The sequence below is a fragment of the Neobacillus sp. OS1-2 genome (assembly GCF_030915505.1).
In the GTDB taxonomy this organism is placed as follows: Bacteria; Bacillota; Bacilli; order Bacillales; family Cytobacillaceae; genus Neobacillus.
On record NZ_CP133265.1, the window covers coordinates 93,135 to 113,357 of the forward strand.

Sequence of the window (20,223 nt, forward strand, 5' to 3'; positions counted from 1 at the left end):
CCTTACGCTTTTTTTACTTCAACAAGGTTTGTTAATTGCGGATTGGCCTTTGCGAGAGGTGTTGGCCGCTGTGATGTCAGTACATTAATTGATCCACGCTGATCCAGTCCCGCTTTATCTGGAGTATACCAGGCCCCCTGGGGAATCCCAACAACTCCAGGAATAATACGCGGTGTTACCTTAACAAAGATATTGAGTGAACCACGATCATTCATGACCTGAACTCGATCTCCATCGCTAATTCCCCGTTTTTCTGCATCTTTAGGATTTATCCATATTTCTTGCTTTGCTACTTCCTCAAGCCACGGCTGATTATCATAGGTGGAGTGACATCTCCGCTTATAATGCCAGCTAATTAACTGTAAGGGGAACTTTTCATTTAATGGGTCTTCCGGCCCCTCCCATGATGGAATATATTTCGCTATCGCAGGAATTTCATCGTGCCTATTCATATCCCATAATGCTTTTGAAAACAATTCGATTTTTCCAGATGGGGTTTCAAACGGATGGTTCTGAAGATCATCAATTTGCTCTTTAAAGCCGACAAGTGGTGCATCAAATTTAAAATGATATACTCCCATCTTTCGAAACTCTTCAAAGGTAGGGAAGTTGGGATCAAGCTCTTTTTTCGTACGCTCCACACTTTCCCTAACCAAATCAAGGGTTGTTTTCCCCTCCGTGAATTTCTCCTTCACCCCTAATTTCCCTGCCAATTCTGCAAAGACATCATATTCATCGCGGCATTCATAAAGCGGATCAATTGTTTTGTCACCAAAAACCACATAATCACCAAAACACCATGGGACACCTATATCATAGCGTTCAAAAAACGTTGTCCCTGGTAGTAAAATATCAGCAAACTTTGCACTAGGCGTCATAAAAAGATCACTGACCACAATAAATTCAACCTTACTCTCATCCTCAAGCAGCTTAATTGTTTTATTAATATCCGAATGCTGATTAATCAGCATGTTACCTGCCATATTAAAAATACATTTAATGTTGGTCGATAATTTATCCGTTCCTTGTAAACCATCTTCTACTGTCATTTCAGTCCCTTGTTCCACTGCCTTTGTCCAAAGGAAACATGGAATGGAGGCCTTAATTGGATTATCATATGAAAAAGGATAAACAATATCTGAACGGCTCCAATAACCCGTTCCCGCTGCCCAGCCGCCAAGCTTGCCAACATTACCTGTCAAACAGGCAAGCTGTGCCCCACCGCGCATGAATTGCTCCCCATATGCCTGCCGTTGTGCTGCCCAGCCTTGTATCAGCGCTGCTGGTTTTGCCTTTGCATATTCTCTGGCAATTTCACGAATTTTCTCAGCCGGAACACGGCAAATCTTTTCAGCCCATTCAGGCGTTTTTACTACCCCATCTTTCTCACCAAGTAAATAGCTTTTAATTGACTCTTCCTTTAAAACTCCTTTAGGTAAATGATTTCCGTCGAATCCTATACAGTATTGATCAAGGAATGCCTGGTCATGTAAGTTCTCCGTAACGATTACATAGCCCATTGCATCCATCATTGCATTATCTGTTGTCGGTAGAATGGGGATCCATTCATCGGCAAAAGCAATCGCCGTATCTGTATATCGCGGGTCAATCACAATGATTTTTGCCCCATTTTTCTTTGCTTGCATTAAATATTCGCGGTAGGGCGTTGAAAAAATCATTTCTGACGGATTTTGACCCCACAAAATGATATATTTCGAGTGTAAGAGGGAATCAAAGCTGCTTCCAGAGTTATTCGTCCCGTATGTATATGGTGTTGCGACATTTCCCGCCCCGGAGCTGTAATCATTCCGATAATTTAAATAACCACCTGTCAGGGCTAATAATTTCCTTGCTGCGTTTTTACCTCCATGAAGCCCCCAGCTTTGCCCTGAAGCATAGTTAACATATCTTGACTCTGGACCATATTGTTCACCAATCCGCTTTACTTCGGCCGCAATGGTGTCAATCGCCTCATCCCACGAAATTTGTTTAAATTTTCCTTCCCCCGTTTACCAACACGTTTCATCGGATATTTCAGACGGTCGGGGTGGTATAGCAAACTTCGATAGTTTCGCCCTCTCACACAGGCTCGTAACGGAGGCGTTGATATGTCCCCACCTTCCTGTGTGTCGGTGCTCACCCTAATAACGACACCATCTTTCACATGTGCTTTGATGACACAGCGTCCCCCGCAATTATTAATGCTGCAGGTTGAAATAATTTTCTCCTTTTCTTTGGCATTCACTGCCTTTGTTCCCTCTTTCCGTTCAACAAGCATTTTTGTCCCAATTCCTCCGGCAATAACGGGAATCCCAATTGCCCCAGACCATTTCAAAAAGGTCCTCCGCTGCATTTTATTTGTTAACAAGTTCTTTAAACGATTTTCTTCAGACATGAATAATCGCCCCCTCAACTTCCAATAAAAATGTTTTATCAAAGCATACAAAGTCTACGAGCACCATGGCGGTTCCTAAATATAATCGACTAGTTGTATTCTCAATGACCTTTGCACAAAAAAACGGAATCCAAACAGTTAGATGTTTTTCTAAAAAAAAGATTTGGCTAGAGATTAATTCAAGAATTTTTTTAGGATTTGTTTCTTGCAAACTTAGATTCGCAAGAAACATCATAAATTCCAATTCTAGTAACAAGTGGTCATCTGGTTCATTATTTTCTTTTACATATCGAAGACCAAATTGATGATATTGCTCTCTGATTTCATACATCCATTCTTCAAATAACAGTTGCTCCTTACTCCTGTAGTACGATTCCCAAGGAGGCGCAGCTAGTGGACCGGGTCCAACGAAGAGCCGTTGATATTCCTCATTCTCATTGTTAATCTGCTCAACTGAGAGGCCGTCAAAAAAGTGACAAAGAATTTTTCCACCCTCATGATCCTCTGCTAAACCCTGAAAAATAGCTTTATCACGAATTTCTTCTAACAACTTATTCGTTGGCTGCTGAAATAACAAATAAAGCAGCTGATAAAACTTTTGCCGTGCTAAAAAAAATGGCTGTAGTTGTTTATGCAAAGGCTCTGACATTGAAGTCATGTTTTTTCACTCCTTTTTTGTGAAATATTTCACAATATTAACGTCGATTTACACTTCCTTTTTCATTTACAAATTTTCTATATTTTTATCTTACCTCAATCTTCCATACTTGGAATCAGTTTGTGCAATTATTCACATATCGTTCAAAATCAGCAAAATGACTGCAGGCAGATGAATTTACCTTCTTATTAAAGAAATGTGTATAATAAGGAGGTCTAATTAAACCGTAAAGGATGATACTCTTGAATATTACTGGCCACGAAGTGGAAAAACTTGAAGACCCATTTGGATTATTACCGGGTGATCGCTATGAATTTTTCCTTGAACTTGACGTTGATATGGAAGATGAACTTTATTCTGATAAAGGAATTGGTTTGAAAGTAATTTATGTCAGTGAGGAAACGGGGGACAAAATCACTAGTTATTACTTTTATGAACGAGGCAGCGAAACGGTTCTTGATTTTGCTCTTGAAGAGGATGAGGAAGAACTGGTCCTTACTTATTGCCAGCAGCATCGTGTTGAATAAAAAAATACAGGGAGAGTAGTCTCCCTGTATAATCATTACATAAAATTCTTACTATGATTATGGATAACTTGTAGTTCTTTTGTTGTTTGGCTCATTTCACTTTTGCAAATGGGACAAAGCGGCAGTTCACTACTTTTAAAATTATCACGAACCCAGCATTTACAATTCTCTGAAGTGCATACCCAGATTTTTGTTTCTTCTAATTTGATTTCTTCTTCATTTTTTCTACCAAACGCCAAAACGATCACTCCTTTTAATTAGTTATGACTGTTTTTGAACCTATGTTTGATTAGTTATGAAACTATTATTCTAGAACATATATAGATAAAAAGGTGATGCCTTCATCGTCTGCATCACCCTTTTATGTTAAGGAATTAAACTGCTTGTACGTTTGCTGCTTGTGGTCCACGAGCGCCTTCAACGATTTCGAAAGAAACAGATTGACCTTCTTCTAATGTTTTAAAGCCTTCTGATTGAATAGCTGAGAAGTGAACAAATACGTCTTGACCGCCGTCAGCTTCAATAAATCCAAAACCTTTTTCTGCATTAAACCATTTTACTTTACCGTTTTTCATGGAATCTTACCCCCAAAATTTGTTCACTTTAAGTTACTCGTACAATAAAATAATAAAAAAGACGTACTTACACGTTTGGGGTAATAGACATTCCCCACATATTCGTGCAGTTACGGCTAGTTACTTCCAAAAATATTAACGAACATTAAAGCGTAACTTAAGTTTATCGTGTTTCTCTTGATTTGTCAATGTAATTTCTAAAACTAGGAAATACTGAAAATATATTGTATTAATATTTACGAGAATTACCTTGCATAAATATTTCAATAAAGTTGGCTGTAAATTTCGTTATATCCGCTTCCATGCCTATATAATCGATGGTTTTTGCAGGCTCTTGATCTGGCTTGGGGCGAAAATCAGCGATACTTTTTCCTTTGGCATTCCCAAATTCCTCTACCCTTACCCGACGAGGTATATACTTAACCAGTAATGGGTCCGTTAAAGCCATTAGCGGAACTACATCGTGCATGGGTGCGCCTTGAATCCCAGGGACATTTTTTTGGTATGCCTTATAATAATAATCAAAAGCTGGTTTTATTAAAGGTTTAAATGAAGTTGGACTATTTTCGCTAAGAAAGTTAATGAGATCCGGTGAAATGATCGCTTTATTCGTAATATTAAGTGGATGTAAGTAAATATTGTGTGCTTTTTCCATGACCGTATTTGCAGCAATAGGGTCTACATAAAAGTTTGCCTCCGCTTCGGCAGTAATATTCCCGGGCACCAAAAATGCCCCGCCCATGATATAAAAAGCTGTAACATCCTGTAAGGCATTATTTCCATATAAGATAAACATTAAGGCTAACTCTGTTAATCGACCAACAGAAACAATCACCAAATTCCCTTTATATTGTTTAACAATTTCAAGGATTTTGTTGAAATCATAGACGTTTGAATTTTTAATTGTTTCAGGTGGTTTAATCGGACCTAATCCTTCCTTTCCATGAATTTCCGGATAATATTGAATCGGTTCACCTAATAGAGGACCGGCTGCTCCAGCAATAATGGGGATGTCCTCTCTATTACCTAATGTTACCAGATAAGCTGTATTCTTTACGGACTTTTCTTTTGGGGTGTTTCCATAACCACTAACAATACCAACTATATTTATTTGAGGATGGAGTAAAGCGTACATTATAGCAAATGAATCATCTATACCCGGATCAGCAATCAGGAGTACATTATAAACCATATTTTTACCTCCATTTTACTTTTAATTAGCCCTTTTTAAAATTATGATAAATCAATACTTGAAAGAACATGAACCAAAAGGAAAAACCGATTCGGAGGCCTCGAATCGGTTTTTTGGCATTTTGTATTCCATCATGCTTCTTTCTTCATTTTTGTGGCTGCCTTTTTCCTTGGTGCTGAAGCTTTTTTAGGTTTAGTCCGGTCAATTGATGCCTGCAAGGCAGCCATTAAATCAGTGACATTTGAAGCAGGTTCCTTTGTTGCAGCTGTAACGGTTTCTTTGCCACTGCGTTTGGATTCAATGAGTTCAAGAAGGGCTGTTCGATATTCATCCGTATATTTTTCCGGTTCAAAAGTGGTTGTTAACTGATCGATCAATAATATTGCGGTGTCTAATTCCCTTTTCGTTACTTTATCCTCTGAAGGAACATTAGGGACATCTCCAGCTTTTCGAACCTCATCAGGAAAATGTATCGTTTCCATGACCAATGTATTTTCGTACACTCGAATAACTGCCATCTGTTCCTTTGAACGAATAATAATTTTGGCAAGACCAACCTTTTGTGATTCTTCAAGTGCCTTGCGTAATAGGGAATAAGCTTTTCCGCCGCCCTCATTCGGTGACATATAATAACTACGATCAAAATAAATCGGATCAATCTCTTCTATTTTGACAAAATCGATAATTTCTACGGCCTTTTCTTCATTTTCCTTTCTCAGCTTTTCTAAATCATCGTTATCAAGCACAACAAATTTTCCTTTTGTGTATTCATATGCCTTTACAATTTCTTCTGGTTTTACCTCTTCTCCACAAACAGAGCAAGTTTTTTCATACTTGATGGGTGCATGGCATTTATTATGCAGGGTCCTAAGTTTTATATCTTTATCTTCTGTCGCCGTGTGAAGCTTAATGGGGATGTTCACAAGCCCGAAACTAATACTTCCTTTCCACATCGTATGCATAGGGATTCTCCATTCTTTTTTCTTTATTTTGTGGCGTAAGATTCGGTTACATGCCTAAAAAGAAATGGAAAAGGATGAAGTCATCACCAATGAAGCACAATAAAGAAAAAAGGAAGGAAAAAAGTTAATGAAGCCGATGCTGCCAAGTTTAACCTTTGATTTGCCTATTAGGCCCGATTGGCTGTATGAGGTTAAATATGATGGGTTTAGGGCCCTTTTAGAGTGGAATTCAAAAGGAATCACATTAACAAGCAGAAACGGAAAAGAACTATTTCCTCAGTTCCCTGAAATCAAGGAGTTTTTATTCCGGTATGAGGAAAAATTCAAACCATTTTTACCACTACAGCTTGATGGAGAACTAGTGTCTCTCGAAAACACACACAAAGCGAATTTCTCCGCTACCCAAGTGCGAGGAAGATTAAAATCCGAAAAGAAAATTTACCAGCAAGCAACCCGCTCACCTTGTCGGCTGATGGTTTTTGATTTACTTATGTTAAAAGGGAAGCCACTCCATTCTATTGCCTTCCATAAACGAAAGGCCCAACTGGGAAAATTATTTCAAACCATTGGATTTCATTTAGACCCTGATCCGTACAATGACCAGCTGCTCCAATATGTAACGGCGCACGAAGATTTTCACAGCCTCTGGGAAAAGGTGGTTTTATATGATGGGGAAGGCATTATTGCTAAATCAAAAAATAGCCTTTGGGAGGAAGGGAAACGATCGTTACTATGGCTAAAGTACAAGAATTGGAAATATGTCAGCAGCTTCATTATTTCCTTCGAGAAAACAAATGGCTATTTTCACGTGGGAGTCTATAAGGATAAAGGCATCTTACCAATAGGTCAAGTCCTTTTCGGTTTTAAACCTGAAGAGAAGGATGCATTAAAGAAAACAATTAAACAGAATAGGGTGAGAGAGGATGATCAATTTATTTATGTGGAGCCTGCCATTTGCCTCGAAGTGAAATATTTGGAGCTCTTTGATAATCAATTGCGGGAGCCCCATTTTGACCGCTTTCGCTTTGATATGGAGCCTGCTGAATGTACTTATGACCGCTTTATGTTTGCGCAAAAAAACTTGCCTTCAGATTTGGAAATTACCCATCCCGATAAACCATTGTGGGAAAAGCTTCCTATCCAGAAAGCAGATTATATCCTGTACTTACGAGAAATTTCTCCCTATATGCTTCCTTTTTTAACCAATCGATTATTAACGGTTATTCGCTATCCACATGGAATGTTTGGGGAAGCCTTTTATCAAAAAAACTGTCCCGACTATGCACCGGGATTTGTTCAAACACACCCATCTGAAGGAATAGATTATATTCTATGCAATAATTTGAAGACCCTGGTTTGGCTCGGGAATCAGCTGGCAATTGAATTCCATGTCCCATTTCAAACTATTAATAGTAAGGGACCAAGCGAAATTGTTTTTGATTTAGACCCACCCTCAAAGGATGCCTTTCAATTAGCTGTGAAGGCGGCACTTTTAATAAAGGAAGTCCTTGACCAATTAAATCTAATTGGATTCATCAAAACTTCCGGTAATAAAGGCTTGCAAATTTACCTCCCACTCCCGGAAAATGTTTTTTCCTACGATGATACAAGGCTATTTACCAGCTTTATTGCCGAATATTTACTATCTAAAGATCCCGATTCTTTTACGATAGAACGAATGAAAAAAAATCGCGGAAACAGGTTATATGTTGATTATGTCCAACACAGTGAAGGAAAAACGATTGTCGCCCCATACTCAATGAGGGGAAATGAACATGGCGGTGTTGCCACCCCGCTTTATTGGGAAGAAGTGAATGAAAAGTTGGAGTCCGTTTCCTTTACAATGGAAAACGCCCTCAAACGAATTCGCAGTCAGGGTGATCCATTTCGGAATTATTTTCAAACGAAACAAATTCAAGCATTTGCACCCGTTCTTGAAATTTTGAAACAAGGTAAAAAAGGATAAGGCAAGCGCCTTATCCTTTTATTGTTTTTTCGATAAATTGCTGTGACTCTGTTTGCAGCAGCTCATATGTTTGCTGCTCAGTAAAATCATTTTTCGATGCTAACCTAACTACTTCCTCATCCAGGTCAACTACAATGGATGCTTTATATAAATAGGTAGCATTTCCAATTAGATCTATTGAGTAGGTTCCCTCGTATTTATGGACAACACACTGAACCCTGCCGCCATTATTATACACATCCGTTACCTGCTCAAATTCATTGAGTCCTGATAAACAGGTAACTAGTGAGGAAGCTGACATGGCGGTACCACAAGCATTTGTAAAACCTACACCACGTTCATAGGTTCTAACATAAATTGACCCTGGCTGCAGCGATTTTACAAAGCTTACATTTACACCGTCCGGAAATAACTGATTAGGGCCGTTTACTTTTTCACTGAGTTGTTGTTGGATTTCAATTCGCAGCTGATCACTTTCAACAATCGCAATTAAATGCGGATTGGGAACGGCAAGTGCGGTAAATCTTAATTCCTCAGACAATTCTGCTATTCTTTCATTAAAAAGCGTTGGTTTATGTAAATTTAATGGTAACGCCTTTAATTCAAATAGTACCGGTGAAATTTCCACTTGATACGTATGGACATCTGGGGCGAGGTCTTGCTGCTTGCTAACCTTTAAATTCGCTTTCATGGTTTCAATTACTGCTTCATTTAGCCCTTGCTGTTCACAAACATATCTTGCTACAAGGCGGAGTCCGTTTCCACACATCGAAGCCTCTGAGCCGTCTGCGTTAAATACACGCATTCTTCCATCGGCATGATCGCTCTTCATGACAAAGAGAATCCCATCAGCACCTAAATTAGACTGACGATTGCATAACAACCGAGCGAGGTTTGCTCGTTCACCTTCCGAAAAAGAATAACCGTTCGTCATTTCATCAATGATTAGAAAATCATTTCCCGACCCATGACCTTTAATTAAGTCGATTTGCACAGTAAAACCCCCACCATTTCGTTTTATTTATCATCATATCAAACATTGGTTTAGAGGGGAACTATCCAAATCGCTATCTTTCTATAAAATATTCGTTTATGAGTAATGACATTCGGAGGAGTTTCTCCTCCCCTGAAAGAGCCTCATTAAATGACAATACTGGTGTATTGGGTTCCGGAAACAATGAACTCCATTCCAAAGGCATCCAACCCCTTCGGAGTCGTCCTACCTGCTGATGACCAATATCCATTACTTGCTCATCCATAAAAACAGAGGATCCTTCAATTGCACCAACATATCTTCCTAATTCATTGAACAATTCCTTTTGATATTTTCTCCAACCTAGACGCTTTTTTTCAAAGCTGCCCAAAAAACGTCTGTTTCGACCGAACACATCAATCTTACTAGATTTTCTTCCTTTCACATTAAAAAATCCGAGGACTTCTTGATCAGAATTGTAAAGGGCAAATGTTCTTGAAGGTTTTAACCGTTCCCAACCGTTTCCACGGTGTTTTTTTACCATCCCTGCCAAATGGCCGTCTGGAAAATAGAGGTGTATGCGTGAGAATTGGGTGTTCCTAAACAACACCAAAAGATGGCTTGCTTCAAATATCGACCGATCGATCCTTCCAGATAAAACGAGGCTTCTACTTATTTCTAGCGATTGTCTCATTCTAAAAAGGTAGAGTTGAAAACTGATAATACTATACAGGATAAATGGAATCGTACATAGCATGATCTCCCTATGCCTTATAATAGAAAGATTTAAAACAATAATTAGGATTGTTGGAACCAGTGCAGCAATACCACCATTTAAGTTCAAATTAGCTATATCCCGGTAATATTTATTTATTTTCATCGATAAAACTCCTTATCAATTCCTCTACACTTAGTTTATTTACTAGTATTCAAAAAAATGATAGAAGTTTTTTGTGGCCAAAAAAAGAGAAGAGTATTGGAAACTCTTCGCTTAGGTATTGATATAGTTTAGAATTGACGTCATCGACTTTTTAGCATCTTCATAGCCTTGATTGTATAGGTCTTCTAGCCTTTTTGGGTTTCTCTCCATTCTTCCAACCTTTAACGGTTGTGTCGGGCGAATGATAAGTGCATTTCCTGCTCGCTCTTCATCTTCCAAATAGGCAACTGTTTCATTATATTTTTGGTACCTTTTCTGAAGAGCCTGTTGCAACCCTTTATATTCTGGGTACTTCCGGTTCACAAGAAATTGAAACTTAGAAGGTTTTTTCAAATATCCTGCATTCCTCGTTAAAATGACGATATTTTTCTTATAACCATCCTCTTGCGCCTTTTTGATGGGAATCGGATCACTAATACCGCCATCTAATAACACCTTGTCTTTAAAGCGGATTTCCGGCGCAATAAACGGCAAGGAACTTGATGCCCGTAAAACAGTAAGCAGCTCCTGATCATAATCTTGCTTTTTATAATAAGTAGGCTCTCCTGTCAGGCAATCTGTTGTCCCAACGACAAATTCTGATGGACTATCATAAAACACATCATAATGGTATGGAACATGCTTATTAGGAATTTCATCAAAAATAAAATCCATCCCAAAAAATTGCCGATTTTTCAAATAGTTTTTCCACGAAATATATCTGGGATCTGAGGCATATTCAATTGTAACCGTTTTATTACGCCCTTTTTGTCTCGATAAATACGAAGCAGCATTACAGGCACCCGCAGAAACCCCAATTACATATGGGAAAAATAAATCCTCTTCCAAAAAATATTCAAGGATTCCTGCAGTATACACACCGCGCATCCCGCCGCCTTCTAAAACCAAACCGACTTGATCTATCAAACTGCCTCATCCTTTCGATCTCAACCAATGCAAAAATATAATAATAGCTATTATAAGATACCCTTAATCGTTTCGCAAAGCGAAAGGTCTTCCTTATGAGGCTAACTCCTTTTTCTTGAAAATAAATACACTCAATGATAGCAATAGTAGAATGACACCTGCCGCTATTAAACTAGCTGGTAAGGTACCGTCTGGAATACCGCTATTTACCAGTATTTCATTCGCATAGGCGGTTAACTGCGCAGGGCTCCATTCAAACACATTGGAAAGGGAGCTGCTTACTAAACTTAATACAATGACAACTGCTAATGAACAAAATCCTGCCATCCCCGGTGCCAAGAGTGATGCACTAAAAAACAGTGTGATCGTCACTATCACTGAAAACCATAGCCCGTAAAAAAAATACGACTGGAAAAAGTCCGCTGCTGGAATCCAATCAAATAAAATACCTGTGTAGTACCATGTTGAAAGGGATCCGATTAGGAAAGAAAACCAGAGTAATAAAAGACTTCCCACCCATTTTGCCGTGACATAAAAACCATAGGATACAGGTTTTACAAGAATCATCGCAGCCACACCGCTTTTCCTTTCGGCAGCAATAATTCCCATTGTGGAAAGAACAATGATTAGCACCCCTAGGGTAGTATATTGTCCAAGTCCTTGAGCTAACACTTCACCGGCGGATGGCGTGGGAATCTTTATCACCGCACCTTCAGGCAAATTACCAACCGAATCCAGAATTTGCGGCAAGTAATACGATGAAATTGGCTGTTGTACACCAATTAAAATAAAGGTGATTGGCACCCAAATCCATTTGAAATTTCTCCACATTTCCACCATCTCTTTTTGCAACAATGTCATCCACTGGCTCATTTTCCCACCACCTTCATAAACACATCTTCGAGGGTCATACTACTAATCTCAAATTTCTCAAGCGGCAGGTTTTGCTCTGAAATCCGCTTTAGGAATGACTGCCTTGCTAAAGCGATATCCTTAACTAAAATACTAAGGCGATTTCCATCCTTCAGTAAGGAATTGGTTAGTTCATGGGTTGAGAAGAACGGAATAAACGCATCCGGTTTTCCCCTAAAGTACAAATCAATTTTAGCCTGCTGATGCCGTTCCCGTAGATCGATCATGGACCCCGATTCAACGATTTCACCATTATGTAGGAACAGAATTTCATCACAAACCTCTTCGGCGTCACTTAAAATATGAGTCGAAAATAAAATGGTTGTTTCCTTCTTTAACCCTTCAAGTAGATCCAACACTTCTCTTCTGCCAATCGGATCCAAAGCCGATACTGGTTCATCAAGCATAATTAATTGCGGACGATGAATCAATGCTTGTGCAATCCCAAGCCTCTGCTTCATCCCACCGGAATATTTAGCTACTTTACGATTTTTCGCTTCCATAATCCCAACAAGATCCAACAACTCCATAGATCTATCCTTTGCTTCCTTGGCGTTTAATCCCGCTAATTTGCCAACATAGGATAGAAATTCAAGTCCCGACATCCATTCGTAGAATACAGGAAATTGGGGAAGGTAACCAATTAATTCACGGATATCTTCCCCTTTTCTGGCATCGGTAAAGATAATCCTTCCACTCGCCGGATTCATGAGTCCTGAGAGCATTCTAAGAATGGTCGTTTTGCCAGCACCATTTGGACCTAATAAAGCAATACATTTCCCTTTATCTAAGGTGAAATTAAGTCCTTTAATGACTGCCGTCCCTTGAAAACTCTTTTTTAATTCTTTAATTTGAATAAGGGACATCAGTGACTTCTCCTTCCAATCACAAAATAAAGGATAGGTCCAATAATATTAATGAATAAAATAATAAGTGCCCATAACCACTTTGGTCCATTAGTTTTCTCTATTTTGACAAGATCAATCATGGCAACAATTAATAAAATAAGCTGGATAATGAGAATGGGCGCAATAATAGGTATATAACTTGCTAAAGAATCCATCTCTAAATTCCCCCTTGGTTTGTTTTTACATTCATATGACGTACGAAGGAGAAAAACGTTCAAAAACCCGGCAAATATTTTTTGCCGGGTTCAAATGTGTTTTTTTATTTTATAATCCTAAAAATCCACGGAAATTGATATTCATTACCCTCGTAAGCTTTAACGGCTGCCATTAGGCTAAAAATTAGTGCTGCAATCCCAAGTGCCCACAATAGAAAAATTCCAATAATAACGATGGTTAAGATACCAGCTACCACTGAATAGATGAGATAAGAAATAAAGAAGTTAAAATATTCCTTTCCATGATAATCAATAAACGAGGACTCTTCCTTTTTTAATAACCAAATAATTAGCGGCGCAATAATAGGGAAAAATATACTTAACACATAAATACCGGCGGCCAGCAACCTATCTTCACTCTTCACCATTTTCATTTCCTCCAGTGGAAAAAAATTTCCTTACCCTATTATTTACGCAGTGTCCCTATAAAGGTTTCATACTATCCAATAAATTAAGCAAAATAATTAATTATGACCAGATTTTCCGCTAGTCCCTTAGGCACAACCGTTGCAAAATTAGATAAAATATTATTAACAACATACAGAAAGGTTTTATTATGACAAAAATTCTTTTAAAAAATGCCTATCTTTTTCCGGTTACATCCGGACCGATGAAAAATGCTGATGTGCTAATTGAAGATGACAAAATAAAAAAAATAGGAAGAAATCTTTCCACGGATTTAACAGTTAAAAGCATCGATTGTGGGGGATTGTTCCTTTTTCCAGGCTTTATCGATGTTCACACCCATTTAGGACTTTATGATGAAGGGACCGGTTGGGCTGGAAATGATGCCAACGAAACAGCAGAAGCCCTCACCCCCCATATTCGAGCTATTGATGGTGTTTATCCATTGGATCCAGCCTTCACTGATGCTGTTAAAAGCGGAATCACCACTGTTCACGTTATGCCAGGCAGTGCCAACGTAATCGGTGGAACGACCTCCGTTATTAAAACAACTGGAAAAAATATCAAAAAGATGATTATCCAAGAGGTGGCTGGATTAAAAATTGCCTTAGGTGAAAATCCAAAAAGAATCCATAGTAGCGGTAATAGTAATTCGATTACCAGAATGGGTATTATGGGAATGCTTAGAGAGGCCTTCTATCAAGCTATCCATGCTGATAATCCCGAGCAACTTAGAATTATACCGATAATAATGGCCTTGAGAAGAGAAATCCCAGTTAGAATTCATGCCCACCGTGCCGATGATATCATTTCTGCTCTTAGATTCGCAGCAGAATTTAATCTTGACCTACGGATTGAACATTGCACCGAAGGGCATTTAATTTCCAGTGAGTTAGCCGGAATGGACTTGAAGGTTTCCGTTGGACCTACCCTGACCAGAAGATCCAAAGTCGAATTAAAAAATAAGACATGGAAAACCTATCAGGAATTGACAAATCACGGTGTCGAAGTGTCGATTACAACAGATCATCCTTATACACCGATTCAATACCTAAATATTTGTGCCGGGATTGCTGTCAGGGAAGGATTAACGGAGCAAAAAGCCTTAGAAGGAATCACGATTCTTCCAGCAAGAAACCTAAGAATTGACCAAAAGGTTGGAAGTATCGAAGAAGGAAAAGATGCAGATTTAGTGCTTTGGAGCCATCATCCTTTCCATTATTTAGCTAAGCCAAAATGGACGATGATTAACGGCGAAATCGTCTATATGGAAGCGTAGAAATTTGCTGAAATTTGGTAAAAAATATTATCGAAAAATCAACAAAAAACCTATTTATTTTTTTCGTTTTTTCTTGTATCATACTCTAGATGAAACTGTTTTAGACCTGAAAAAACTTGGGGGTTTAACAACATAATTTATTAACAAAAAAATGAAATAGGGAAGGCAATTGGTGCGCCACCAGTTTTTACTGGTTCTAGTGGGTTCGATTCCCACCCCGAAATTTTTTTACGTAACTTTATAAAAAATTTCGAGGGTGGGCCGCTTCTTTAGACATGGGATCGGTATGCCCTAATGGAGGGATATTCATGCTGAAGAAACGTGATCTTCATGACAGCCACACATTGTACGAATTAATGACACACCCTGATGTCTTCCCTTTTGTACGTCAGAAAGCTGATTCTTATGAAGAATTCATATTTATTACAAAACAAACCATTGAAGCGGAAGAGCGCGGTGAACTAATTTCACGGACAATTCTTGATGAATGGGGTACTCCAATCGGTACGATTAATTTGTATGATATTGAAGACAACGCCGGTTTTTTAGGAACATGGCTGGGGAAATCATATCATGGAAAAGGCTATAACAGCCCTGCAAAAGATGCCTTTTTTCAGGAGTTATTTTACGAAACGGGGATTGAAACAGTTTTTATGCGGATTCGAAAAGTAAATATTCGCTCCATTAAAGCTGCGGAAAAACTTCCATATGTTGTGAAAGCCAATGAGACAAGAAAATCAATCTATGAGCAATTGAATGCAAATGGTGAGATCTACGATTTATATGAAATCCCAAAGGATTTATACACTTTCCATTTGTTACGGAATGGCTCACCGCAAACAGATTCTTCGCAATTATTAGAAGCATAGAAAAGCCGAAGAGCGCTGGTGCTAGACGTATCTCAAGGCTGAAACGTATTCATTTCGGAAGGAATAAAAAGCAATCGGCTTATGCCGATTGCTTTTATATATATATTTTAGAAGATAATTCCAGCTATTCCAATACATTTTGTTCAATTGTTTCATTTACATCACTAAGACCCATTTGGAGCAAAAAATCGTCCAGTTCCTCATTTGTTAATGTTTCAAAGCGGCCATCATGAAAAAAAACTTGGGTTTGGTTAGGATTGATCCTGTTCATGTTAAAACTCATATCTTTGCTCCTTTCATAGATGATTATTTCTATTATCCACAAAAGGAACAGATTTCATTCCTGAATATCGAATAGTTTGAAAAGTGATTAAAGCGAAATTCTTACTCCCTTTCCGAGCACATCCACTCCTCCAGTGACAGGAATAATACTCCCTGTAATAAAATCAGATTTTTCGTCCGCAAGAAAAGCAATGACTCGTGCAATGTCTTCTCCCGTCCCCTGCCTTTTTCCGGCGTTTTTCCCGATCGACTCACCGATATCTTTTTCCTTCCACTCATTGGTTATATCACCGGGACAGACCATGTTTGCCGTTATCCCATTCTCCGCTTCTTCCATAGCAATGGTTCGTGTTAGTGAAGCGAGACCGGTTTTCGCTGCTGCGAAGGCTGATCGGTAGATCCATCCTGGTGCCGTTTCAACCCGGTCATACCCAAGTGTAATAATTCTGCCCCAATTTTGGCTTCGCATAACAGGAATGATTTGTTTTGACAAATGGAAAACGGCTGATAAATTTCCTTGAATTAAATAGTTCCATTCTTCAAACGTATAGTCTGTTAAACGTTTCCTTTCGTGTATGTAGGGACCGGCATTATGAACCAAAACATCCACGGTTGGATACGAGGAGAGGGTCTGATTCACAATCCGAATACAATCTTCCTTGTTAGCCACATCGCCCTGAACAGTGCCATTTTTTGTACCAAAGCATTCATTTAATTCCTTAGCTAACAAAACCGCTTCTTCTTCGCTATTTCGATAGTTAATCATCAGCTGATATCCATTTTCCGCAAGTTTTATTGCGGTTTTTCTGCCTATACCTGAAGCTCCTCCTGTAATCAAGGCCGTTTTCTTGTTCACAAATTATTACCTCTCTACTTTTAAATTCGTCTCTTTACTATATGTTAAAAAGAAATGTTTATATATGCAAATTTTAAATAAAGCGTATGAAAAGAAAAATGCTCAAAAGTAGTTATCGGAAGTTTTAATAACGGATGGGCAAGAGCTTGCATAGAATGGGGTAATCAATAAAAAAAGCGCAAGCGCCCTGGTCAGCGGCGTATGACCTGGAGCGCTCCAAATTTCTCAAAGTAGAATGATATAAATTCTGATAATTATAAAAAAGGATGTGACAGGATGCAGACTGTAATCAATATCTTTAGCCTTAAAATTAACAGTGTCTCCAACAACGGGTCTGTCAACATCGGTGAAGCCCTTCATAATGCTCATACAGCTAATTCAAAATCCCAAGGTGAAAATTCATCTTATGGTGATTTTGCACCCCCAACTGCTGCCATGGAAAACGTCTTTATTGATCCGGATGTCAACGATATGGGCGATATCGCAAACCCATCAAACGTATATACCAATCCGATTTTAAAGGAATGAAAATGAAATGCCTTATCAAATTAACATTTTTAACATAAAAGCGAACGGCGTAAATAATAATGCCAATATTGATTTCGGGCAAGTCATTCAAAACAGTCACACCGCCAATCAAAAGTGGGTTGGAACGAACATGGCATTTGGTGATTTATCACCTACTGGAGCGGTTTCTGTCAATGGATTTGGAGATCCTGATGTCAGTGACCAGGCCCAAATTGCTAACCCGGCGATCCCGATTTCAAATCAATTTTAGGTCAGAAAGGATGATTAATTATGTTCCCTTGGAATATGTTTCCTTTTAATAAGGATATGAAGGATAGTATGCAAAAAATGAAGCCAGAAGAAATTGATAAATATGTTCAGGATATAATTGGCAAAGTTATGCCCGGAAACATGAGAGGAATGATGAATCCACAGGAAATGTTTAGCGGTTTCCAATCCTCAGTATCCCAGACACAGCCGGCAACAGGCGTGTTAAATTCGACCGCTTTCGAAACGCATGATTTTGTATTCGTTAGAATTCCAATAAAAGAAGAAGAATGGATCAAACAAATCCGTATTTATCATACATCGAACCAACTAATCGTGGAACATATCCCGAAGCAAGAAGATAAAAATATTATTACCCTGCCTGCGATTGTTAAAAAGAAAGGTGCCACAGCAAACTTTAAAGATGGGATGCTTGAAGTCAAAATCCCTAAAAATGTGGATATGCAGTTTTCACAAATTGACGTGACAGAAATTATGTAAACGTCATTTTTTTTGCATGTTTCTCCTCCTTGAAAATATGATGAAAATAGGGATTCACATAAGGGGTGGATTTAATGGAAATAGATAAACTGAAAAAATGGCTTGACGTAGCCCAGCAATTTAAATCGGATCAATTTTGGAATCAAATTTTTGATGAAAAGATAAATAGTACTACTTCAGGAAATCAATTCTCCCAAAATCCCCTAAATACTGTTAGAGAACTTTTCCCAAAATGTGATTTATATGAATCGGATCAAGAACTTGTGGTGGAAGCGGAAATTCCCGGATTGACAAAGGAAGATTTGCACATCACCATTCAACAGCAGCTTTTGACCATTGCCGGCGAATTTAAATCCTTAAACCAGAATCAAAAATATTATCTTAAAGAACGCGCCAATCGACAGTTTAAAAAAGAATTAACCCTTCCCTATCCGATTTTAATGAATAAAGTAAAATCAGAAATTCGCCATGGCGTCTTATATATCGTTATGCCCTTTTATCGAGACGATTTGGAAAATATCCCAATCGCGTTCGATCAAACCAATTCCGAATAGAGGGTTTCTATGCGATTTTTCTTTCGCTTTTTCACTTCAAGTAAAACATTAACGAAGAAAATATCGGATTTGGAGAGGAAAGTTTCTGATTTAGAAGCCAACATGAATGAGGTAAAAGCGGAAACAAAGACTGTCCCAAACAATCTTTCAGAAGCACAAACAAAGGAAAGCTCTCCCACAATTCAAATTGAGCATCTCCAGGTTGATAAAATCGTAATTGAACATTTGGATTATGCTAATAACTTTGGTCAATTAGGGATAAAAGAATTATCAGGAAAATTAAATATTGGTTCCACTTACGAGGGAGATATTTCGGATATCATCAATGAAAAAGTCAAAGAAAAACTTGGGAAAGAAGCGGCAAAGGTGAATTTCAGAGCAAAAAAAGAGCCCTAAAAAGGAAAGACAGCCGCTTCGGCTGTCTTTTTATGTAGCCATTTTAATGTCCCTCGGTTGATTGTTCATGGCCCTAATCCTGTTGATCATCCATCTTCATATCATCCATTGACCCTTGTGCTTTAGGGTCTTCAGGATCGCTCGGTGTCCCAACAATAAATTCCTTCTTCGGCATATTATGCATATCTCTTGCCGTTACATGGGAAATAAAATAATACGTTCCTTCTTGCGCAAATGATTTCTCAAGACGGTATACCCCATTTTCGGCATGTTTTATTTCCACCTTTTCGTGGTGTTCATCTTTTGCCCGCCAAATCTCAAAGACCACTGCATCAGCATCATTTACGTTTTCCTTTCCCTGCGTAACCTTCGCTTCAAAGGTAATAGGTTTATTTAATTCTCCCTTCTCCGGATTAATGGACAAGTCCACATCTATCATTTCAGGTGGTTTTACCGCATTTTCTTTTTGCTGCTGACTGCAGGAAACAGCAATGCTCAAAAAAAGAACGGTTATAAAAATGGACAAAAGCTTCTTCATCGTCATTCTCCCCTAACTAATTTCTTCCATCACTTCAATATGCATTTCAATTAATTTTCCCTTCGAATCAAGAGAGATCTGTGATGCCATAACCCTCTTTACTGCTGAATAATATTTTTCATATTTGTCTTTTCGGATTCTAGGATGGGAGTTTTCATCTAACAATTCCCGTTTGATTGCCTCGATTAATGTCTCTTCACTTGTTTGATCCCTTGTTGGTAATGACCTATTGTTCCATATCGAGCGGTATTCTTCTAATAAAAACTGATATTTCTCTTTTTCCTTTTCCAAACAAATCCCCCCTTTACTCTACATTAGCATTGTTACATATTTCCTGACATTATTGCAAAAAATAGAGGTTAACCATACCACGAAAGGAGAAACCTATGTCCACTCCATACAAATGCCCGAATTGCAAAACGAATCGCAGCCGGTTTAATATCATTCAGCAAGTATCACAATCTGTTAAGCTTGACCCCGTATCAGGTGTCGTTGTTAGAGAGTATGGTGAAAATGAATTAGAACCCTTTCATCTTCCCTACAACGGACCGGATTATCGGATACAATGCGGTGCCTGCGGCTTAATCGAAGATGAACGGACCTTTATCAAATTTGGTGAGCAAGGATAATTACGCAAAAA

Annotated in this window: 28 protein-coding genes; 10 read left to right on the forward strand and 18 right to left on the reverse strand. The window is 38.5% G+C overall.

What is annotated here, in order from left to right:
* Positions 1 to 2: 2 nt before the first annotated feature.
* Genes RCG19_RS00450 through RCG19_RS00460 form a run of 3 tightly spaced genes read right to left on the reverse strand, consistent with a single transcriptional unit; the run spans position 3 to position 3,053 of the window.
* Entirely contained in the window at positions 3 to 1,985 is a 1,983-nt protein-coding gene (locus tag RCG19_RS00450; protein WP_308110900.1) for a DMSO/selenate family reductase complex A subunit, read from the reverse strand.
* Complete coding sequence (locus RCG19_RS00455; RefSeq protein ID WP_308109256.1) at positions 1,943 to 2,395, reverse strand: hypothetical protein; 453 nt, start codon at positions 2,393 to 2,395, stop codon at positions 1,943 to 1,945. The genes RCG19_RS00450 and RCG19_RS00455 overlap by 43 nt, the downstream gene beginning before the upstream one ends.
* Positions 2,388 to 3,053, reverse strand: a complete 666-nt coding sequence (locus RCG19_RS00460) for a TorD/DmsD family molecular chaperone (protein WP_308109257.1) — start codon at positions 3,051 to 3,053, stop codon at positions 2,388 to 2,390. The genes RCG19_RS00455 and RCG19_RS00460 overlap by 8 nt, the downstream gene beginning before the upstream one ends.
* A 233-nt stretch (positions 3,054 to 3,286) precedes the next feature.
* On the opposite strand from RCG19_RS00460, the gene RCG19_RS00465 reads away from it, so the two are divergent.
* Positions 3,287 to 3,580, forward strand: coding sequence for a DUF6509 family protein (locus tag RCG19_RS00465; protein WP_166239979.1), 294 nt, complete (start codon positions 3,287 to 3,289; stop codon positions 3,578 to 3,580).
* 35 nt (positions 3,581 to 3,615) lie between these two features.
* Here RCG19_RS00465 and RCG19_RS00470 read toward each other — a convergent pair whose 3' ends face one another.
* The 4 genes from RCG19_RS00470 to RCG19_RS00485 all read right to left on the reverse strand — a co-directional run bounded on the left by RCG19_RS00470 (position 3,616) and on the right by RCG19_RS00485 (position 6,309).
* Complete coding sequence (locus RCG19_RS00470) at positions 3,616 to 3,819, reverse strand: cold-shock protein (protein ID WP_308109258.1); 204 nt, start codon at positions 3,817 to 3,819, stop codon at positions 3,616 to 3,618.
* Between the two features lie 135 nt (positions 3,820 to 3,954).
* A complete protein-coding gene (locus RCG19_RS00475; protein WP_166239977.1) occupies positions 3,955 to 4,155 on the reverse strand; it encodes a cold-shock protein in 201 nt (66 codons plus the stop codon).
* A 229-nt stretch (positions 4,156 to 4,384) separates the two neighbouring features.
* A complete protein-coding gene (locus RCG19_RS00480; protein WP_308109259.1) occupies positions 4,385 to 5,347 on the reverse strand; it encodes a nucleoside hydrolase in 963 nt (320 codons plus the stop codon).
* 131 nt (positions 5,348 to 5,478) lie between these two features.
* Positions 5,479 to 6,309 (reverse strand): non-homologous end joining protein Ku, encoded by an 831-nt coding sequence (locus tag RCG19_RS00485; protein WP_166239973.1) that lies wholly within the window; start codon positions 6,307 to 6,309, stop codon positions 5,479 to 5,481.
* A 127-nt stretch (positions 6,310 to 6,436) separates the two neighbouring features.
* Between RCG19_RS00485 and RCG19_RS00490 the strand changes: the two genes are divergently transcribed.
* Positions 6,437 to 8,275, forward strand: a complete 1,839-nt coding sequence (locus RCG19_RS00490; RefSeq protein WP_308109260.1) for a DNA ligase D — start codon at positions 6,437 to 6,439, stop codon at positions 8,273 to 8,275.
* 10 nt (positions 8,276 to 8,285) lie between these two features.
* On the opposite strand, the gene dapF is transcribed toward RCG19_RS00490, so the two are convergent.
* The 7 genes from dapF to RCG19_RS00525 form a co-directional block, all read right to left on the reverse strand.
* A complete protein-coding gene (gene dapF, locus RCG19_RS00495) occupies positions 8,286 to 9,269 on the reverse strand; it encodes a diaminopimelate epimerase (RefSeq protein ID WP_308109261.1) in 984 nt (327 codons plus the stop codon).
* A gap of 73 nt (positions 9,270 to 9,342) precedes the next feature.
* On the reverse strand, positions 9,343 to 10,128 hold the full coding sequence (locus tag RCG19_RS00500) for a hypothetical protein (RefSeq protein ID WP_308109262.1): 786 nt from the start codon (positions 10,126 to 10,128) through the stop codon (positions 9,343 to 9,345).
* 111 nt (positions 10,129 to 10,239) lie between these two features.
* The gene (locus tag RCG19_RS00505) at positions 10,240 to 11,094 is read right to left on the reverse strand and encodes a patatin-like phospholipase family protein (protein ID WP_308109263.1); all 855 of its coding nucleotides are present in this window, start codon (positions 11,092 to 11,094) and stop codon (positions 10,240 to 10,242) included.
* A gap of 93 nt (positions 11,095 to 11,187) precedes the next feature.
* The gene (locus RCG19_RS00510) at positions 11,188 to 11,967 is read right to left on the reverse strand and encodes an ABC transporter permease subunit (protein ID WP_308109264.1); all 780 of its coding nucleotides are present in this window, start codon (positions 11,965 to 11,967) and stop codon (positions 11,188 to 11,190) included.
* Positions 11,964 to 12,872 carry an ABC transporter ATP-binding protein gene (locus tag RCG19_RS00515; RefSeq protein ID WP_308109265.1) on the reverse strand — a complete coding sequence of 303 codons (909 nt, stop codon included), beginning with the start codon at positions 12,870 to 12,872 and terminating at the stop codon, positions 11,964 to 11,966. Before RCG19_RS00515 ends, RCG19_RS00510 begins: the two co-directional genes overlap by 4 nt.
* On the reverse strand, positions 12,872 to 13,069 hold the full coding sequence (locus tag RCG19_RS00520) for a PLD nuclease N-terminal domain-containing protein (RefSeq protein WP_308109266.1): 198 nt from the start codon (positions 13,067 to 13,069) through the stop codon (positions 12,872 to 12,874). The genes RCG19_RS00515 and RCG19_RS00520 overlap by 1 nt, the downstream gene beginning before the upstream one ends.
* 104 nt (positions 13,070 to 13,173) lie before the next feature.
* Complete coding sequence (locus RCG19_RS00525) at positions 13,174 to 13,497, reverse strand: DUF4870 domain-containing protein (protein ID WP_308109267.1); 324 nt, start codon at positions 13,495 to 13,497, stop codon at positions 13,174 to 13,176.
* Between the two features lie 188 nt (positions 13,498 to 13,685).
* Between RCG19_RS00525 and RCG19_RS00530 the strand changes: the two genes are divergently transcribed.
* Together RCG19_RS00530 and RCG19_RS00535 are read left to right on the forward strand one after the other, a co-directional pair.
* Positions 13,686 to 14,813 (forward strand): amidohydrolase, encoded by a 1,128-nt coding sequence (locus RCG19_RS00530; protein ID WP_308109268.1) that lies wholly within the window; start codon positions 13,686 to 13,688, stop codon positions 14,811 to 14,813.
* A 308-nt stretch (positions 14,814 to 15,121) separates the two neighbouring features.
* Entirely contained in the window at positions 15,122 to 15,682 is a 561-nt protein-coding gene (locus tag RCG19_RS00535) for a GNAT family N-acetyltransferase (RefSeq protein WP_166239955.1), read from the forward strand.
* Between the two features lie 124 nt (positions 15,683 to 15,806).
* On the opposite strand, the gene RCG19_RS00540 is transcribed toward RCG19_RS00535, so the two are convergent.
* Both RCG19_RS00540 and RCG19_RS00545 read right to left on the reverse strand, forming a co-directional pair.
* On the reverse strand, positions 15,807 to 15,965 hold the full coding sequence (locus RCG19_RS00540; RefSeq protein ID WP_166239953.1) for a hypothetical protein: 159 nt from the start codon (positions 15,963 to 15,965) through the stop codon (positions 15,807 to 15,809).
* An 87-nt stretch (positions 15,966 to 16,052) separates the two neighbouring features.
* A complete protein-coding gene (locus tag RCG19_RS00545; protein WP_166239951.1) occupies positions 16,053 to 16,820 on the reverse strand; it encodes an SDR family oxidoreductase in 768 nt (255 codons plus the stop codon).
* 276 nt (positions 16,821 to 17,096) lie between these two features.
* On the opposite strand from RCG19_RS00545, the gene RCG19_RS00550 reads away from it, so the two are divergent.
* From RCG19_RS00550 to RCG19_RS00570, 5 genes are all read left to right on the forward strand, one after another.
* The gene (locus tag RCG19_RS00550) at positions 17,097 to 17,348 is read left to right on the forward strand and encodes a spore germination protein (protein WP_308109269.1); all 252 of its coding nucleotides are present in this window, start codon (positions 17,097 to 17,099) and stop codon (positions 17,346 to 17,348) included.
* A 7-nt stretch (positions 17,349 to 17,355) separates the two neighbouring features.
* Positions 17,356 to 17,598, forward strand: coding sequence for a spore germination protein (locus RCG19_RS00555; RefSeq protein WP_166239947.1), 243 nt, complete (start codon positions 17,356 to 17,358; stop codon positions 17,596 to 17,598).
* A 20-nt stretch (positions 17,599 to 17,618) separates the two neighbouring features.
* The gene (locus tag RCG19_RS00560) at positions 17,619 to 18,095 is read left to right on the forward strand and encodes an Hsp20/alpha crystallin family protein (RefSeq protein ID WP_166239945.1); all 477 of its coding nucleotides are present in this window, start codon (positions 17,619 to 17,621) and stop codon (positions 18,093 to 18,095) included.
* 74 nt (positions 18,096 to 18,169) lie between these two features.
* Positions 18,170 to 18,649: an Hsp20/alpha crystallin family protein gene (locus RCG19_RS00565; RefSeq protein WP_308109270.1), complete on the forward strand. Its 480-nt coding sequence runs from the start codon at positions 18,170 to 18,172 to the stop codon at positions 18,647 to 18,649.
* Between the two features lie 9 nt (positions 18,650 to 18,658).
* Positions 18,659 to 19,045: a hypothetical protein gene (locus RCG19_RS00570; RefSeq protein WP_166239941.1), complete on the forward strand. Its 387-nt coding sequence runs from the start codon at positions 18,659 to 18,661 to the stop codon at positions 19,043 to 19,045.
* 73 nt (positions 19,046 to 19,118) lie between these two features.
* Here RCG19_RS00570 and RCG19_RS00575 read toward each other — a convergent pair whose 3' ends face one another.
* Together RCG19_RS00575 and RCG19_RS00580 are read right to left on the reverse strand one after the other, a co-directional pair.
* Positions 19,119 to 19,583 carry a FixH family protein gene (locus RCG19_RS00575; RefSeq protein ID WP_166239939.1) on the reverse strand — a complete coding sequence of 155 codons (465 nt, stop codon included), beginning with the start codon at positions 19,581 to 19,583 and terminating at the stop codon, positions 19,119 to 19,121.
* Positions 19,584 to 19,595: 12 nt separating this feature from the next.
* Positions 19,596 to 19,874 carry a hypothetical protein gene (locus RCG19_RS00580; RefSeq protein WP_308109271.1) on the reverse strand — a complete coding sequence of 93 codons (279 nt, stop codon included), beginning with the start codon at positions 19,872 to 19,874 and terminating at the stop codon, positions 19,596 to 19,598.
* Positions 19,875 to 19,969: 95 nt separating this feature from the next.
* On the opposite strand from RCG19_RS00580, the gene RCG19_RS00585 reads away from it, so the two are divergent.
* A complete protein-coding gene (locus tag RCG19_RS00585; RefSeq protein WP_308109272.1) occupies positions 19,970 to 20,212 on the forward strand; it encodes a DNA alkylation repair protein in 243 nt (80 codons plus the stop codon).
* The last annotated feature ends 11 nt before the right edge of the window (positions 20,213 to 20,223 follow it).

What these genes read in the sequence shown, in the direction of transcription:
- RCG19_RS00455 (WP_308109256.1), bottom strand. Translation starts at nt 2,395, where the DNA reads ATGTCTGAAGAAAATCGTTTAAAGAACTTGTTAACAAATAAAATGCAG.
- RCG19_RS00460 (WP_308109257.1), bottom strand. Translation starts at nt 3,053, where the DNA reads ATGACTTCAATGTCAGAGCCTTTGCATAAACAACTACAGCCATTTTTT.
- RCG19_RS00465 (WP_166239979.1), top strand. Translation starts at nt 3,287, where the DNA reads ATGATACTCTTGAATATTACTGGCCACGAAGTGGAAAAACTTGAAGAC.
- RCG19_RS00475 (WP_166239977.1), bottom strand. Translation starts at nt 4,155, where the DNA reads ATGAAAAACGGTAAAGTAAAATGGTTTAATGCAGAAAAAGGTTTTGGA.
- RCG19_RS00480 (WP_308109259.1), bottom strand. Translation starts at nt 5,347, where the DNA reads ATGGTTTATAATGTACTCCTGATTGCTGATCCGGGTATAGATGATTCA.
- RCG19_RS00485 (WP_166239973.1), bottom strand. Translation starts at nt 6,309, where the DNA reads ATGCATACGATGTGGAAAGGAAGTATTAGTTTCGGGCTTGTGAACATC.
- RCG19_RS00490 (WP_308109260.1), top strand. Translation starts at nt 6,437, where the DNA reads ATGAAGCCGATGCTGCCAAGTTTAACCTTTGATTTGCCTATTAGGCCC.
- RCG19_RS00500 (WP_308109262.1), bottom strand. Translation starts at nt 10,128, where the DNA reads ATGAAAATAAATAAATATTACCGGGATATAGCTAATTTGAACTTAAAT.
- RCG19_RS00510 (WP_308109264.1), bottom strand. Translation starts at nt 11,967, where the DNA reads ATGAGCCAGTGGATGACATTGTTGCAAAAAGAGATGGTGGAAATGTGG.
- RCG19_RS00515 (WP_308109265.1), bottom strand. Translation starts at nt 12,872, where the DNA reads ATGTCCCTTATTCAAATTAAAGAATTAAAAAAGAGTTTTCAAGGGACG.
- RCG19_RS00520 (WP_308109266.1), bottom strand. Translation starts at nt 13,069, where the DNA reads ATGGATTCTTTAGCAAGTTATATACCTATTATTGCGCCCATTCTCATT.
- RCG19_RS00525 (WP_308109267.1), bottom strand. Translation starts at nt 13,497, where the DNA reads ATGGTGAAGAGTGAAGATAGGTTGCTGGCCGCCGGTATTTATGTGTTA.
- RCG19_RS00530 (WP_308109268.1), top strand. Translation starts at nt 13,686, where the DNA reads ATGACAAAAATTCTTTTAAAAAATGCCTATCTTTTTCCGGTTACATCC.
- RCG19_RS00535 (WP_166239955.1), top strand. Translation starts at nt 15,122, where the DNA reads ATGCTGAAGAAACGTGATCTTCATGACAGCCACACATTGTACGAATTA.
- RCG19_RS00540 (WP_166239953.1), bottom strand. Translation starts at nt 15,965, where the DNA reads ATGAGTTTTAACATGAACAGGATCAATCCTAACCAAACCCAAGTTTTT.
- RCG19_RS00550 (WP_308109269.1), top strand. Translation starts at nt 17,097, where the DNA reads ATGCAGACTGTAATCAATATCTTTAGCCTTAAAATTAACAGTGTCTCC.
- RCG19_RS00555 (WP_166239947.1), top strand. Translation starts at nt 17,356, where the DNA reads ATGCCTTATCAAATTAACATTTTTAACATAAAAGCGAACGGCGTAAAT.
- RCG19_RS00560 (WP_166239945.1), top strand. Translation starts at nt 17,619, where the DNA reads ATGTTCCCTTGGAATATGTTTCCTTTTAATAAGGATATGAAGGATAGT.
- RCG19_RS00565 (WP_308109270.1), top strand. Translation starts at nt 18,170, where the DNA reads ATGGAAATAGATAAACTGAAAAAATGGCTTGACGTAGCCCAGCAATTT.
- RCG19_RS00570 (WP_166239941.1), top strand. Translation starts at nt 18,659, where the DNA reads ATGCGATTTTTCTTTCGCTTTTTCACTTCAAGTAAAACATTAACGAAG.
- RCG19_RS00575 (WP_166239939.1), bottom strand. Translation starts at nt 19,583, where the DNA reads ATGAAGAAGCTTTTGTCCATTTTTATAACCGTTCTTTTTTTGAGCATT.
- RCG19_RS00585 (WP_308109272.1), top strand. Translation starts at nt 19,970, where the DNA reads ATGTCCACTCCATACAAATGCCCGAATTGCAAAACGAATCGCAGCCGG.